Origin of the sequence: Hahella chejuensis KCTC 2396 (assembly GCF_000012985.1) — a bacterium.
Classification (GTDB): Bacteria; Pseudomonadota; Gammaproteobacteria; order Pseudomonadales; family Oleiphilaceae; genus Hahella; species Hahella chejuensis.
The window spans coordinates 2140542-2154981 of record NC_007645.1 but is presented as its reverse complement, the minus strand read 5'-3'; the positions used below and the strand labels follow the sequence as shown (position 1 = coordinate 2154981).

At 48.6% G+C, this 14440-nt stretch carries 17 protein-coding genes and 1 pseudogene; 5 read left to right on the top strand and 13 right to left on the bottom strand.

The annotated features are described in order from the left end of the window. Positions 1-279 precede the first annotated feature (279 nt). On the bottom strand, positions 280-633 hold the full coding sequence (locus HCH_RS09565; RefSeq protein ID WP_011396007.1) for a DUF1439 domain-containing protein: 354 nt from the start codon (positions 631-633) through the stop codon (positions 280-282). Then, positions 605-2152: a sensor domain-containing diguanylate cyclase gene (locus HCH_RS09560; protein ID WP_158304944.1), complete on the bottom strand. Its 1548-nt coding sequence runs from the start codon at positions 2150-2152 to the stop codon at positions 605-607. The genes HCH_RS09565 and HCH_RS09560 overlap by 29 nt, the downstream gene beginning before the upstream one ends. Before the next feature lie 231 nt (positions 2153-2383). Between HCH_RS09560 and elbB the strand changes: the two genes are divergently transcribed. The 5 genes and pseudogenes from elbB (at position 2384) to HCH_RS34565 (ending at position 5145) form a co-directional block, all read left to right on the top strand. Next, positions 2384-3040: an isoprenoid biosynthesis glyoxalase ElbB gene (elbB, locus tag HCH_RS09555; RefSeq protein WP_011396005.1), complete on the top strand. Its 657-nt coding sequence runs from the start codon at positions 2384-2386 to the stop codon at positions 3038-3040. Between the two features lie 152 nt (positions 3041-3192). Continuing rightward, positions 3193-3612 (top strand): hypothetical protein, encoded by a 420-nt coding sequence (locus HCH_RS09550; protein WP_011396004.1) that lies wholly within the window; start codon positions 3193-3195, stop codon positions 3610-3612. Between the two features lie 338 nt (positions 3613-3950). Next, positions 3951-4028, top strand: a pseudogene (locus HCH_RS33635) (IS5/IS1182 family transposase); the annotation flags it as partial. 82 nt (positions 4029-4110) lie between these two features. Next, positions 4111-4584, top strand: coding sequence for an IS110 family transposase (locus HCH_RS34570; RefSeq protein ID WP_011396003.1), 474 nt, complete (start codon positions 4111-4113; stop codon positions 4582-4584). Positions 4585-4668: 84 nt separating this feature from the next. Beyond that, complete coding sequence (locus tag HCH_RS34565; RefSeq protein WP_202945295.1) at positions 4669-5145, top strand: transposase; 477 nt, start codon at positions 4669-4671, stop codon at positions 5143-5145. A 442-nt stretch (positions 5146-5587) separates the two neighbouring features. Here HCH_RS34565 and HCH_RS09535 read toward each other — a convergent pair whose 3' ends face one another. The 11 genes from HCH_RS09535 to HCH_RS09480 all read right to left on the bottom strand — a co-directional run bounded on the left by HCH_RS09535 (position 5588) and on the right by HCH_RS09480 (position 14439). Then, entirely contained in the window at positions 5588-6706 is a 1119-nt protein-coding gene (locus tag HCH_RS09535; RefSeq protein ID WP_011396000.1) for an IS4-like element ISHch2 family transposase, read from the bottom strand. 301 nt (positions 6707-7007) lie between these two features. Next, positions 7008-7445: a hypothetical protein gene (locus tag HCH_RS09530; protein WP_011395999.1), complete on the bottom strand. Its 438-nt coding sequence runs from the start codon at positions 7443-7445 to the stop codon at positions 7008-7010. Between the two features lie 204 nt (positions 7446-7649). Beyond that, entirely contained in the window at positions 7650-8294 is a 645-nt protein-coding gene (locus tag HCH_RS09525; RefSeq protein ID WP_011395998.1) for a Rhs family protein, read from the bottom strand. Between the two features lie 82 nt (positions 8295-8376). Beyond that, positions 8377-8655 carry a hypothetical protein gene (locus HCH_RS09520; protein WP_041598548.1) on the bottom strand — a complete coding sequence of 93 codons (279 nt, stop codon included), beginning with the start codon at positions 8653-8655 and terminating at the stop codon, positions 8377-8379. 57 nt (positions 8656-8712) lie between these two features. Next, positions 8713-8916 carry a hypothetical protein gene (locus tag HCH_RS09515; RefSeq protein ID WP_148212530.1) on the bottom strand — a complete coding sequence of 68 codons (204 nt, stop codon included), beginning with the start codon at positions 8914-8916 and terminating at the stop codon, positions 8713-8715. Positions 8917-9023: 107 nt separating this feature from the next. Further along, a complete protein-coding gene (locus tag HCH_RS34715; protein WP_011395996.1) occupies positions 9024-10130 on the bottom strand; it encodes an RHS repeat-associated core domain-containing protein in 1107 nt (368 codons plus the stop codon). A 222-nt stretch (positions 10131-10352) separates the two neighbouring features. After that, the gene (locus tag HCH_RS34175) at positions 10353-10538 is read right to left on the bottom strand and encodes a hypothetical protein (RefSeq protein ID WP_158304943.1); all 186 of its coding nucleotides are present in this window, start codon (positions 10536-10538) and stop codon (positions 10353-10355) included. Positions 10539-10761: 223 nt separating this feature from the next. Then, complete coding sequence (locus HCH_RS09500; RefSeq protein ID WP_041598547.1) at positions 10762-10992, bottom strand: hypothetical protein; 231 nt, start codon at positions 10990-10992, stop codon at positions 10762-10764. Between the two features lie 21 nt (positions 10993-11013). Next, entirely contained in the window at positions 11014-12681 is a 1668-nt protein-coding gene (locus tag HCH_RS09495) for an RHS repeat domain-containing protein (protein ID WP_420794873.1), read from the bottom strand. A 363-nt stretch (positions 12682-13044) separates the two neighbouring features. Continuing rightward, on the bottom strand, positions 13045-13230 hold the full coding sequence (locus HCH_RS34170) for a hypothetical protein (protein ID WP_158304942.1): 186 nt from the start codon (positions 13228-13230) through the stop codon (positions 13045-13047). Between the two features lie 504 nt (positions 13231-13734). Beyond that, on the bottom strand, positions 13735-14439 hold the full coding sequence (locus HCH_RS09480; protein ID WP_083769741.1) for a HEAT repeat domain-containing protein: 705 nt from the start codon (positions 14437-14439) through the stop codon (positions 13735-13737). Position 14440 lies beyond the last annotated feature (1 nt).

The window sequence follows — 14440 nt, the reverse complement described above, 5'->3', positions numbered from 1 at the left end:
CACTGTGTTGGCTGCTATGAACGCATCCAGTGCGCCATAAGATGCAAAACGTTTAATCACAGCTGGTACCTATTTCATTTAATACAACTTTACTTCTTTAGCCATCCGGTTAAAGAGCCCGGTATAGCTCGACTTTCTGACGACAATCAGCCAATCATCGACAAGTAAAGATGAATTTTAGTCATCTCTGCAGGAATAAAAATCCGAGAATCTCCCTATCCTATAGGGCATACAGGGATTTCCGAACGTTTGAGACAGGAGACCAGGCCTTATCCACACTCACAAAAGGAGTCTCACCCTATCATCTTCCACGGAGATTTTTCGCACGGAGCCAACAACTTTACTTGCAATACTCGTAGACTCTTTCAGTCGATAGACAGGATAGGCGCCGTAGTAAGCATTCAGCCAGTCACTGATGCTGTCCCATAGCGGCTTACGAACACCCTCAGGCACAAAACGATTAATAAAGCGGGATTCCACATTCAGCACTTGAATGTTATCCAGATACAGGGCGCGGGAATCAGCCTCCCATCTCACAGCCGCGCTTCCAGTAATTCGAAGCGGCTCTTCAATACCGACGCCCAAAATTCGAGTGGACAAATATTCAGGGGTTAACGGAGTTATAGGAGCCACTGCTTTTTACACGGCGTAAGTCCGCAGGATTGATCGCAGCGAACCGGTTCCTTCCAGACTCCTTGGCTTTGTATAAGGCTTCGTCCGCTAATCGAATCCACTCCTCTTTAGTCTCGTCTTCTCCTGGAGACCCTGCCGCGACGCCGCAACTTACGGACACATATTGCGCTATTTGCGAAAAGTGATGAGGGAGTTTCATTTCATAGACGCGTTTCACCAAACGCTCAGCCACCTGCTCTCCAATATGCAAATCAGCTCCAGGCAACACGATTAAAAACTCTTCCCCTCCATAGCGGGCCACAAGATCAAGGCGCTTGTTAGCCCCCCGACGCAACGCCGAGGCGACCTCCTTGAGCACTTCATCGCCCATGTCATGGCCATAGTGGTCATTAAAGTCCTTAAAATAATCGACATCGCAGATAATAATGGCGATATCCGACTTCTGCTCCAAGGCCAACCTCCAGCGCTCATCCAAATATCCAATGACCGCTCGACGGTTCGCAAGTCCCGTCAGTTCATCACGAAAGGACATCTCACGCAGCTTTTCACTCTGCTCCTGCAACTGACATAACAACTGATAAAACGCTCTGCCAAGCTTCCCTATTTCGTCTCTCGGCAGCTTGGGCAGATCCAGCTTTTCTAATTGCGGCTGACTTTGAACACGCCGGACATAAGCCTCCAAACGCGCCAATGGACGCAACACCAGCATCAAAACAAGAAAGGCGAAGATGCCCAATACGGCTGTCAATAAATAGGAGGCGTAGCTCATCGCCCGATCGAACGTCGCTGCGGTGAGATTAAAGAAGTCGCGGTCGGCGTTGATACGCACCAGAATACTAAGATCGCTCTCAATATCAGGAATCAGCGTGTAGCCTTCCAATTTAGAATCGCTGACTTCCCGGGTATAGATAGGTTCATCCACCGTCAATCTGTCAGCAATATCGCGCAAGTCATCACTGAGCTTTGGGTCATGCATCCAAAAGACCGCGAAAGGAACCCCCACCAACTGCTGCACATTCTGTAACAACCGCCCGCGCACCAAGCGGCCAAATAACAATACGCCATTCGCAGGCCCAGTGAGGTTAGAGCGAAACACAGGGCGTACGCTGACAAACATCAGCCCGGATTCAGTCCCCATGATCCCGGAATACCCTGAGTACGGGTCCTTAAAGTCACCAAGCGCCACGCCCAGGATAAACCCCGGATCGGGCGGGCCGTCCAAGGGAAGTTCTTTGACCGCCAGCGTTTCTCCCGTTTCCTGATCCCAAGTCTTTCCCCAGACCACCTCGCCATTAGGTTTGTAAAGCATCATCGCATCCAGCTTGAGGTTAACGAGTGTGGGGTCGCCAAGATTGGATTCTACATATTCAGGGTAAGGGGCTTCGATAAAGCGGTAAGTATCGTCCCAAGCCGCCCAGTCCAGGGTGTATTGATGCAGATTAGTTAGCTCATGAAATAAAGCGCCTGTCACCCTGTCTATGTCAAGACGGGCGCGTTGAGATTCCAAGTCCCTGGCCATTGGGGCAAAAAATACCTGCAACCCCGCCATAAAGATCATGATCAAAATCACGGCGAAGCAGACACAAATTGCTCCGAATTTGAACCAAAGCGATCTCAAATTCATGGCGGATTGTTCTGGTGGGTCTAAATTCACCATAGCATAGAAAATGCAAACCCGCCGGGCTAAAGTATGTTGGCATAAATAGTTAAGACTGATTAAAGCTAAGCTGAGAAAAAGGGAGGAGTTACAATGGCTAATATTGCTGTGGTTTTGTCAGGCTGTGGGTACCTCGATGGCGCGGAAATCTATGAGTCCGTCATCACTCTTTTAGCGCTGGACAGCAACGATGCAAAATATCAGTGCTTCGCCCCGGATATTAATCTGGTGCAAGTGGTGAATCATATTAGCGGAGAGCCTGTGCCGGGAGCGTCACGCAACGTATTACTGGAGTCTGCCCGCTTAGCCCGCGGCGACATCAAAGAACTTGCTGAACTCAATCCTGATGAGTTTGACGCCCTGATCTTTCCGGGTGGGTTCGGCGCAGCGAAAAACCTCTCCACCTTCGCTGTTGACGGCGTCGACATGAAAATTCTACCGCAGGTGGAGCGAGTCGCTAAGGCCTTCGCTGAAGCGGGTAAACCCGCTGGTTATGTCTGCATTGCCCCAACTATGATTCCTCATATTTATGGCGCAGGCGTCAAATGCACCATTGGCGACAATAGGGACGTCGCAGGCGCAATTGAAAGTATGGGCGGGCAGCATGTGAACTGCGCCGTGGACGACGTAGTAGTGGACGAAGAACGCAAGGTCGTCTCTACTCCAGCCTATATGCTGGCGAGCCGCATTTCCGAAGCCGCCGCTGGAATAGAAAAACTGGTTCGCCAGATTTTGACCTGGGTCGACTAATCCTCTACTCCACTCCCGCCGGCTTCAAACCGGCGGTCTTCCCCACCTTAGCCCCTCTGATCACCGCCTCACAAATTAGGATGATTATTCTAATTTTTGCTTCTAGTATCTGATTCAAATTTAGCCATATAACCTGACTTCAAGGCGCGAAGATGTCGGCAAAAAACTCAAAAAGCCAAATGGAACGGCTAACCACTTTAAAGGACCAACTGCAACGCCAACTGCAATCCGGACTGACTACGGTTGAGCAGGAAGGAAAAAAAGTTCTAAATCAGCTCGGCGCTGATCTGGATAACGAAGATAAGAGCCTGAAAGCAGTCGTCGCCCGTATCCGGGCCAAGAACAACACTCTCAAAGACTTCGCCCGCAACATCGACGCAGCCACCTATGACGTACGCGGCAGAATACGCTGGAACGCAAACATGATGTCCGCCTACGCCAAGATGCAAGCCGAAAAAGCCGTGGACAAAGAAGTCAAACCAAGACTCGAAACCTACAAGCACAACCTTGAAAACAGAATCAAATACCTCAGAGACAAGGTCTCCCTGTTTAAGGAAAAGATTTCACACTGAGTAAACCTCACTAGTTTAGAGCTAGAGTAGACTCAGCCCCTTCCCCAGGGGCTTTTTTTCAAACAGACAGAAAATACAACCAATAAAATTCAATAACTTACACAAAACAAACATCAATACTAAATTAAATACCCCGGTACACATCTGGGACACTATTAGGCACGATACAACTTTGACGAGCCATTCATAATTGTGACGGAACTCACTGAGATCCTTTTCTGTCTTCAGAGATTTGGCTGCCTCACGGGCAAATGCCTCTAATTCTTTACGATTCATTGTCTACCTATCCTTAAACCCCTCAATAGGGTACTAGTGACAGGCAGATACACAAATTACAGTCTCGGTATGACAAGTTGAAGAGAAACTATGAAAGTATGGTCGCCATGGCTTGTGGGTATTTATGGCTGCCGATGTGAAACGTCAACAGATGTATGGACTCCCTTCCCCGGAGGGGAATAAGGTAATCAGCGACAAAACCTTTACCCGAGAGTCCATACTATGCAGAAGCTTAACGTGATCGCCATTGATCTGGCAAAGAATGTCTTTCAAGTCTGTAAAACCGACCAGCATGGTCGGGTGGTTTTTAATAAAGCGATGACACGAACATCCCTGAAGACATTTCTGATACGCGAAAAAGTGTCCATGGTCGCCATGGAGTCTTGTGGCGGTACCCATTACTGGGGGCGGTATGCTGAAGCCGCTGGCCACTATGTCAAAGCCATTTCGGCACGACAAGTGAAAGCCTTTCGCCAAGGCCAGAAAACCGACGCAAATGATGCGTTGGCGATTGCGGTCAGGCAGCCTCACATTAAAACCAGCAGAGTGATCTCGGCGCAAGAGCAGTGTTTGCAAGGAATAGAGTGCATGCGCGACCTGCTGGTAAAACAAAAAGTGAGCCTGAGTAATCAGTTACGCGGACTGCTACTGGAGTTTGGGCTCCCCATTGCTCAGGGGGATCGCGCATTAAATTGAGCCGTACCGGAAATACTAGAAGATGCCGGGAATGATCTGACATTGTCATTTCGCTCGGTACTTTTGACTATGTGGCGGCATTTTTTGAGAACCGTTGAAGAGATCGCCGACATCGAGCACAAGCTGGCCGAACTGATCAAAAAAGACGAACAGTGCCGACGCCTGCAGGCTCTGGAAGGAGTGGGTCCGGTAGGTGCTTTACTGTTAAAAATCGTATTAGGCAACCCAGGACACTTTAAAAATGGCCGTGAAGCGGCCGCCTGCGTTGGCCTCACCCCCGTGCAACATAATAGCAGCGGCGGCAAAGAAAGAATCGGCTCGATCTCCCGAGTCTCGGGTAACAGCAGGCTACGTAGCGCCCTGTTTCAAGGGGCGTTAGCGACCATTACCCAATTGGAAAGGCGTCCCTGCCGAACCCAAAAAGAGGTGTGGCTGAGTCAGCTGGTAGCCAGACGGGGTAAGAAAGTGGCCGCCATTGCTTTAGTCAATAAAACCGTACGGACAGCGTACGCCTTGCTCAAGCAGGGCAAAGAGTATCAGCCGGAATTGCTTGCGGCTTAATTGAGTATTGTCCAAGAGAGAGCGAAACCAACAGGTAGGACCAACCTTCAAGTCAATGTCATCAACTTAAGGCCGCAGGCATAGTTCAAGAAGAGCGGCGGCGGTTAAAAGTGGGTTCGAGATTGGCTTCTGCGGTCAATCCCGGGGAGTATGTCAGGCAGCGACCAAGCTCCCATCGTATCCAAGCGGGTTTGCGCCCCGGAATGCAAGATGGCAGGCGAGTGCGAGCCGACCCGTGTCAGGCACAGTCTGCTCAGGGTAGTTGAGAGTTGGCGTTAGCGAGTCGGTTTGTAACCTTCACAACCTCGGCTGGCTGATCGTCGTCGTTTGCGTGGAAAGCTTCGATCAGGACGGATGGCGCTGAGGCTGTTACGGATCAAGCGGAACAGGTTTTCCAGGATGATCGTGCTGGGCCGGAGCAGCCATGCCGCCAGGGTATTTTTCAGCCGAGACACCCCTTGCGGCTGGGCGCCCCCGCAAAGTTAGCCTTCCAGCGCAGTTTGCGGCGCCGGCACTGCTGCTCGATGAGCGGCTGTTGCAGGGCCTGCATGAGCATGGCCAGGTTCTTCAACAGTTGTTGGGCGTGAAAGTCCTGGAGCACGGCGGTGACGGTGCGACCGCTGAAGTTATCCAGTTGCAGGGTTTGCTTGAGTCGTCGGTAGTCGGATTCGATCCCCCAGCGGCGGTGGTAGAGATCGGAGAAGAGAGCGAGTGGAAACCTGTCGGCGTCGAGCAAGGAGGTGGCCAGCACCTCGACTTCTCCAGTTGACAGGATGACCCGGATCAGGCGTAACGGAATCACGGTTTGCGGGTCGACGCCGGCCTGTTCACAGGCTTGGCGGGTGCTCCAACTGCGGCAGGTCAGATGGATCGTCTGCTCGGCCTTGTCGGAGTGGAGGAATTGCGTGACTTCCGGATTGAAGTTGACGGGCATACGCATCAGGAAGTGTTGCTGCCGGCGCTGACATTCAGCGAACAGCCAGTGCGCCGGATACCCCCGGTCGAACAGGATGAGGCTGTTGTCAGGGGCGTGCTCCAGGTGCATGGCGGCACAGCCCCGCTCGTCGATATCCGGGGTCACTATCAGGTTGTGCAAAGCCTGGTTGTCAGCGATGTCCAGTAGCACGGACAACCGGGCCACGGGAAAACCGCTATGGGCCCCGAAATGCCGGGCCAAAGCATCTTCCAGGGGTAAGTGGACGGTGGAGCCATCGATGGCGAGTAGGCGCATCCCCTGCCAGGTCTGGCGTTGCCGGCAGAGATCAATCTGGGCCTGTAATACTTCGTTCAAGGCTTGCAGGGCGGAGGGTTTGAGTTTTTTGCGGGCTTTGCTGAAAGCCTGAGCCGTGACGACCTGGGTTTCCAGGGCGGCGTCAGTCAAGACCCGGAAGAACTGATCCAACTCGGTTTGCAGAGCGCTGTTGGGTTGGTTGAGCAGAAACAGTACGAGATTTTTGAAGGTGAGATGGCGTTTGCGAGTGAAGTGGTGAGGCAGGACGCGGTGGGCGGAGATGAATTCAGGGCAGTCAAGCAGGTTGGTTATTTTGTGTGCAATTTTCAATCATGATCTGGCTGCTGGTGTCAACGGGAGGGATGGGTCTACGATTCAAAATGCATTTTCCATGTTAATAAATGAGTTGTAATTATATGATATTTAAAGGAAAATGTCTTAAGTTGATGACATTGCTGTACAAAGAGGCCATCGCGCAGATGTTATTTCTGACAACGACGGCCGTCACTTGGTGGTTTGGGTCAAGGCCAAGCCAAATACGAAAGGGTTAGTGAGTTCGTTATGTGCACATCATAGAATTTTTGAATACTCACCGACCCAGAGCTCCTTAACCTGCATACATCGTGAGAAATCATTTTTCTAACAATTCACAAAGCTCGGAAAAATTAGAAAATAGTTCCACCCATCCCAGCCGTTTTCCATTCTCATTCCATTTTTCTTTAATCACAATGGGTGCAGACAGCTCATCTTTATAATACACCCCCCAAAAAGAGTCACTACCAGCACCGAAATCACCAAGTATAATTAGCTTCTCTGGGTCAATATTTTCGTTGCTGTCAAACTTAGATAAAACTATATCATCTCCATACTCAATCCTTTTTTTTGCATTTAGGAATGGAGGTTTATAGAAATAAATCTTTGCCTCATCAATGACCACTCTCGACAGCATACTTTTCTCTATTAGCATTTTTTCATGCTGAGCAAACTCTTGATCATCAGTCAATGGCCATATTCCAGACTCAATCAAAGAGTCAATTTCTTTTGGTAGCTCATACTTACCGACTTTCATGACTTATTTCCAACTTAGGTAGCCTTAGAATAACTCCCTGCTGCGCCAAAAAATCGGCTCAAGATGCTCATTTATTCACGATAAACTGAGCTTTTTCGCCGACTTTTTCCTTGTATTGGTGGCCTCGCCAATGTTTTTCAGAGGTTCCTTAGCTAATCTGAAATTGATATGCCATAGCCATATTCTTCCAACATCTTATCAAAGTTAAAGGTTGACAAATCGACCTTGGCTTAGCAGGTCGTCGCCGTACACATAGCTGACCTGTTTGGCGCCGTTGACGACTTCTTGCAGCACCTGGGCGTAGTCGCGGTTCTGGTCGACGATAAAGTCGGTGGTTGCGCCGCTTCCCGCTTTCCGAGTGCGAATACCGTCCGGGTTATAACCGAAGCTGGTGGTCTCGCCCGCTTTTGTTACCGCGAGGAGTTTGTTCTTCGCGCTGTAGGTGTAACGAGCGGTGACCAGACCGTCTTCGGTTTCCGTCAGCGTATTGCCGTTGGCGTCATACCTGTAGGTGACGCAGCCCTGTTGCGTCAGGCGGTCATTGTCGTCATAGCTGTAGGCGGTGTGGACACCGTTGATGATGCTGTAGGTGCGATTGCCGACTTTGTCGAAGCGGTATTCCGCGCTGTAGTCGCCATTAACTGGATCGCTGATCGCGTCATGCGTCATGCGATACAGGGCGTCGTAGGTATAGGTCGACACCCGGCCGTTGTGCGGCTCTTCGATTTGCTCCCGTCTCCCCGTGCTGTGCAGGGTGTAACGGTAGACGGCGATGACGTTGTCCACCGCATCCGTCGTGGTTTGACGCGTCAGAATGAGAACAAGCTTATTGTCCTTCTGCCCCGGCAAAGTTAGACAGCCATGTGTCGCAACACAAGCGCCTCGCCCCCTCGTAACTCAGAGCCTGTTCGTTCTGCATGAGACAGCATTCTTAACTCCATTTCTCCACAAGGTAAGCTGCCTCAGGATTTTTCTCTTTTAAGTTAGAAAATACCTCATCAAAGTCCTCATATCCTCCTCGCTTTAATGCCAAATAACACTCTATAACATCTTCAGAAGCAGACTTGTCATTATGAATTAAGGAGAGCATCGTTTGTTGGAAATCAACTCTCATACTCCCGCTTAATACGTTACGTGAATACATCTCACACAAGGAGCTTAAAGCAATCGATGATAAGACCTTATTTTCCGAATAAAAGAAATCTTTCATTTTATTCTCGTAATCATCACCGCCTATTTCTCCTATAGTTCTTATGGCCAAAAACTTTTAAATACTATAAACATAGATGTCACCTTTTAAATATTCATCAAGAAGCTTTGCATCATTATCGGAAGCGACCTCAGCGAACTTTTCAAAAGCATAATTCAATACCCTGTCTTCAGTCTCTATATCCAGGCCAACATCTATTAATTTCAGAGGTACTGTCTTTTTTCCGTCTATGACGTCTTTATAAAAATGCACATCTTTCATTTTTATCAAAATCACTTTACATTCTTAAGATTAAACATACCAACGCAATTTTGGCAATACGGCTTTACCCCGCCTCTTCTGGTATAAGTCCCAGTTCTATCATTTATTTAATAAGCCAATTTCCAACGGATCCTTTTAGCTTTCGCCCCTCCGTTTAGCAGTTGGTTAGCTGCATTAAATTCCGCACAATTTCCAAACTTCATAGAAGTTCCGTATATATCTTCATCTGCACAACCTAGTGTCACTCCTAGATTTTCAACCTTCCCTTTCAATTTTTGATTAACATTGCTGGGCATAGCTCTCTTCCCTAAAATAAATGCCGCTGACGCTTTAGTCGTTTTCATATCAAATGCGCCAACAATAGTTGATATTCTATTTTTCTTAGTCCATTTTGAAGGTGTACTAGCTAACAAAAACTCTACCTTAGCCTCCGCTTTCACATATCCAACAGCATATGTACATATATTACCCTTATCTGCTTTGCCAGGTTTACACTTTTTAGCTATGCCTCTTAAAAATTTATAAGAGCGGGCTAGGATATTTGCAGCTCCAGACGCGCTACCACCACTACTCATTGCAGCGGACGCTAGTGACCTTATACGGACCACAGCCATGGCTGCTAATCTTCCTGTTGCCTGAACACCTGCCATCAGTTGCCCTATCGAGAACTTGCCCGAAGGGTCAATGTTGTTTACCGAGTCAGCATTAGCATAAAGATACTTGTGCAACGTAACAGGATCAGAGTTAATCCCCATCTGCGTAAACCGCCCCTGCTTCTGGTCGTAATACCTCGCCCTTAGGTAGTACTGATCGAGCGATGCATCGTACTGCTCTCCGGTGTACAGATAACTGTTAGGGGTGTCTCCTTCGCTGTGCAGCAGGATACCGAAGGCGTCGTAGTGGTTGCTGTCGGTTTGGACGCCGGTCTGGTTTGTTAAAGAGCGGACGGAGCCTTGGCCGTCGTAGACATAGTAGCTGACGTCGCCGGCTCTTGCTTGGCTTAGCAGGTCGTCGCCGTAGACGTAGCTGACTTGTTTGGCGCCGTTGACGACTTCTTGCAGCACCTGGGCGTAGTCGCGGTTTTGGTCGACGATAAAGTCGGTGGTTACGCCGCTTGCCGCTTTCCCTTGATAGGTGACGGTGGCGGAGGTTTTATTGCCCGCCTTGTCATAGCCGTAGCTGAGCACCGCGCCAGTCGGCTGCGGCTGTTCCACCAGCCGGTTCAGAGCAGAGCCAAACGTATGGGATGTGGTTTGTGGACGCTATCCGGGACCTGATGCGACCACTGATTACTGTCTATCTGCTTATTCTGGCGACGTTTGTCACCCTGAATATTAGCCGCCATCTCGGTGGCGTTGGCGCGTTGAGCCCGGTCGATTTAATGGTCCTGTACAAAGAGGCCATCGCGCAGATGTTATTTCTGACAACGACGGCCGTCACTTGGTGGTTTGGGTCAAGGCCGAGTAGTTTGCGACAGCTAAAACGCCAATAAATTTGGAGGCAGAAACACAGTAGGTGATCATAGCTGAAACTGCGACGCAACCTAATGATGTACCTGCTGCACAACCAACAACTTGAGCAATTTTTGCGACAAACTTACTTTTTTCTTGCAAAGCGGCCAAATTCTCTGCCCCCTTTGTTCGTAGGGCAAGTCTCAGAATTAATAGCCTCCCATGCTTAGCCGCTGCTCCTAATGAACCTCTGAATAACTCCCTGCTGCGCCAAAAGTCGGCTCAAAATGCTCATTTATTCACGATAAACTGTGCTTTTTCGCCGACTTTTTCCTTGCACTGGCGGCCTCGCCAACGTTTTTCAGAGGTTCCCTAGCCCCAGAATCTTATATATCTATTCTGGAGCAAGTGTAGTAATGCTTATCAAAAAGCTGCCTTCATACTCCTCTACTGTCGCCCAGCAACCCGGCTTATTTGAGCAGGGGTATGACCAATACTTTTTTACCACTCCACTCCGAGAGAACTCACCTATATAACTCAAATCCTTTATAGTTAAAGCATCATCACCGTATTCTATATTTACATACTCCACTATCTGTGTCTCTATATTTTCCGGTAAATCCATAGCAACTCCTTATTTATTAAATTATCTCTGGCATGATGGAAGCGAGTTCCTATATGACGTTGATATAAATAAATTCCTCTCACTTTCAAATCTTTGTTTGAAATATTTATTTCCTGCGTACCACCCAAAGCTATAAAAAATATCTAGATGGTTTGCTATATAAGCTCTTCCGACAGATGTACTAGCAACCTTTTGCAATCCAGATCTATTTTTCTTAGATGTATGGTCAAATATAGATCTATTAGATTCAAACTCTGCACCATAAGACTTATCAAGAAATTCAGCATACAGCCTTAAACTACCATGTAACGCTCTATGAAAACTAGACTTTAAGGGCACCATGTTAGGAGACTGTTCAACTGCTCCGCACGTATAAACAGGTACAGTGTGATGGGCATGCCAACCTTCACTTTCAGAAGTGGCGCTAATTGCCTTCTGAACTTCAAGAGATAGTTGATTAGCTTTTGCATCCGCCTTCGACTTCACTGACGCGTGTGCAGATATAACTTCAAGATCTGAAAAAATCGAGTTGTCAATAGTGCTATTACTATCATACTCATATGCAAGAATTGCACTTATCCCAATTGTATTGATGACGCCACTAACATTAAAAGCGGTCCCCATCCCAGATAATGATACAGAATACCGTCCTGTAGGGTCTAACTTGCTTATAGGATCATTATCTGCATATATATACTTATTCAATGTTGTCGGCCTATAACTTTCTCCCTCCCAAGCATCCATCTGCGTAAACCGCCCCTGGTTCTGGTCGTAATACCTCGCCCTTAGGTAATACTGATCCAGCGATGCATCGTATTGCTCTCCGGTGTACAGGTAGCTGTTTGGAGTGTCTCCTTCGCTGTGCAGCAGGATGCCGAAGGCGTCGTAGTGGTAGTTGTCGGTTTGGACGCCGGTCTGGTTTGTTAAAGAGCGGACGGAGCCTTGGCCGTCATAGACATAGTAGCTGACGTCGCCGGCTCTTGCCTGGCTTAGCAGGTCGTCGCCGTACACATAGCTGACTTGTTTGGCGCCGTTGACGTCTTCTTGCAGCACCTGGGCGTAATCGCGGTTCTGGTCGACGATAAAGTCGGTGGTGGAGCCGCTTCCCGCTTTCCGGGTGCGAATACCGTCCGGGTTATAACCGAAGCTGGTGGTCTCGCCCGCTTTGGTTACCGCGAGGAGTTTATTCTTCGCGCTGTAGGTGTAACGCGCCGTGACCAGACCGTCTTCGGTTTCCGTCAGTGTATTGCCGTTGGCGTCATACGCGTAGGTGACGCCGCCCTGTTGCGTCAGGCGGTCATTGTCGTCATAGCTGTAGGCGATGTGCACGCCATCAATGATGCTGTAGGTGCGGTTGCCGACCTTGTCGAAGCGGTATTCCGCGCTGTAGTCGCCATTGACCGGATCGCTGATCGTGTCATGCGTCAGGCGATACAGAGCGTCGTAGGTATAGGTCGACACCCGGCCGTTGTGCAGCTCTTCGATTTGCTCCCGTCTCCCCGTGCTGTGCAGGGTGTAACGGTAGTCGGCGATGACATTGTTCGCCGCATCTGCCGTGGTCTGACGCGTCAGTCGGTTCAGGGCGTCGTAGATATAGGCGGTGGTTTGGCCGTTGGCTTGCGTCACGCTCTCACGGTTGCCCACCGCATCGTAGGCGTACAGGGTCTCGCCGCCTTGAGGATCAATCACTTTGCTCAGCCGGTTTAACGCATCGTACAGGTACGTGGTCGTTTCCGTTTTACCCTGATGGGTGACGGTGGCGGAGGTTTTATTGCCCGCCTTGTCATAGCTGTAGCTGAGCACCGCGCCAGTCGGCTGGGTCTCTTCCACCAGCCGGTTCAGAGCAGAGCCAAACTTATAGGATGTGGTTTGTCGATGCTATCCGAGGCCTGATGCGACCGCTGATTACTGCCTATCTGCTTATTCTGGCGACATTTGTCACCCTGAATATTAGCCGCCATCTCGGTGGGGTTGGCGCGCTAAGCCCTGTCGATTTAATGATCCTGTACAAAGAGGCCATCGCGCATATGTTATTTCTGACAACCACGGCTGTCACTTGGTGGTTTGGGTCAAGGCCGAGTAGTTTGCGACAGCTAAAACGCCAATAAATTTGGAGGCAGAAACACAGTAGGTGATCATAGCTGAAACTGCGACGCAACCTAATGATGTACCTGCTGCACAACCAACAACTTGAGCAATTTTTGCGACAAACTTATTTTTTTCTTGCAAAGCGGCCAAATTCTCTGCCCCCTTTGTTCGTAGGGCAAGTCTCAGAATTAATAGCCTCCCATGCTTAGCCGCTGCTCCTAAGGAACCTCTGAATAACTCCCTGCTGCGCCAAAAGTCGGCTCAAAATGCTCATTTATTCACGATAAACTGTGCTTTTTCGCCGACTTTTTCCTTGCACTGGCGTCCTCGCCAACGTTTTAAAGAGGTTCCCTAGCCCCAGAATCTTATATATCTATTCTGGAGCAAGTGTAGTAATGCTTATCAAAAAGCTGCCTTCATGCTCCTCTACTGTCGCCCAGCAACCCGGCTTTTTTGAGCAGGGGTATGACCAATACTTTTTTATCACTCCACTCTGAGAGAACTCACCTATATAACTCAAATCCTTTATAGTTAAAGCATCCTCACCGTATTCTATATTTACATACGCCACTATCTGTGTCTCTATGTTTTCTGGCAAATCCATACTAATCCTTTTCTTACCCTATTAATCCAAGGAACACTTCCGTGCGCTTATCAGTTTTCGACGCTTTTTATAGCATCAATGCTATTTTCGAGTGCAACTATAATTACAGTTGAGTGGGACTCTGTTCCTCTAACTCCCCCCATATTAGGGGCGCTTTTATTCATCATTTTCACCTCTTTGAGATAGCTTTCTAATAACGGCAGCGCAGAAGCACTCTTTATCTTTCCCAGCGCAATCACTATCTCAGTTCTTACTGCATTACGTTCATCAGTTTCAAATGTTCTTGAAAGCTTTTCTACCGACTTAACACTTCCTATTGCACCAATAGCTTCTATGGAACTAAGTTTCACCAGGAGTGAGTTAGTACTATCTAAGCGGTTATAGATATCACCTAGCAAGTATTCCTCCCTCTCATCAACTATTAGCGCCAGGCCGGATAGGCACATATTAGCCACCCCGTCATCCTCATGGTGTAGAAAAGATGCTAGGGACGAAATATACTCACGCGCACCCAAGTATCCAAGATTAAAACAAGCTGAAGATAAAACTTCCAAATCGTGGTCATTTAAAAACACAGCTATTTCATTTGCTCTGTTTACATCGTCAGCTTCTCCTATCTCTGAAATTAGAGATAGCTTATCTCTTTTGCTCATAGTCATTAGCTTTGAATCCATTTGCTCTTTTCCAGGTTTATTACAAGCCACTAGAAAGAGAAAAAAAGCCAAAGTGAAGAGCAAACGCAATCTGTGGACCATT

Excerpts from the sequence above, each read along its gene's own strand:
- HCH_RS09560 (WP_158304944.1), bottom strand. The coding sequence starts at position 2,152 with ATGGCCAGGGACTTGGAATCTCAACGCGCCCGTCTTGACATAGACAGG.
- elbB (WP_011396005.1), top strand. The coding sequence starts at position 2,384 with ATGGCTAATATTGCTGTGGTTTTGTCAGGCTGTGGGTACCTCGATGGC.
- HCH_RS09550 (WP_011396004.1), top strand. The coding sequence starts at position 3,193 with ATGTCGGCAAAAAACTCAAAAAGCCAAATGGAACGGCTAACCACTTTA.
- HCH_RS34570 (WP_011396003.1), top strand. The coding sequence starts at position 4,111 with ATGCAGAAGCTTAACGTGATCGCCATTGATCTGGCAAAGAATGTCTTT.
- HCH_RS09530 (WP_011395999.1), bottom strand. The coding sequence starts at position 7,445 with ATGAAAGTCGGTAAGTATGAGCTACCAAAAGAAATTGACTCTTTGATT.
- HCH_RS09520 (WP_041598548.1), bottom strand. The coding sequence starts at position 8,655 with ATGAAAGATTTCTTTTATTCGGAAAATAAGGTCTTATCATCGATTGCT.
- HCH_RS09515 (WP_148212530.1), bottom strand. The coding sequence starts at position 8,916 with ATGAAAGATGTGCATTTTTATAAAGACGTCATAGACGGAAAAAAGACA.
- HCH_RS09500 (WP_041598547.1), bottom strand. The coding sequence starts at position 10,992 with ATGGATTTACCGGAAAATATAGAGACACAGATAGTGGAGTATGTAAAT.
- HCH_RS09480 (WP_083769741.1), bottom strand. The coding sequence starts at position 14,439 with ATGGTCCACAGATTGCGTTTGCTCTTCACTTTGGCTTTTTTTCTCTTT.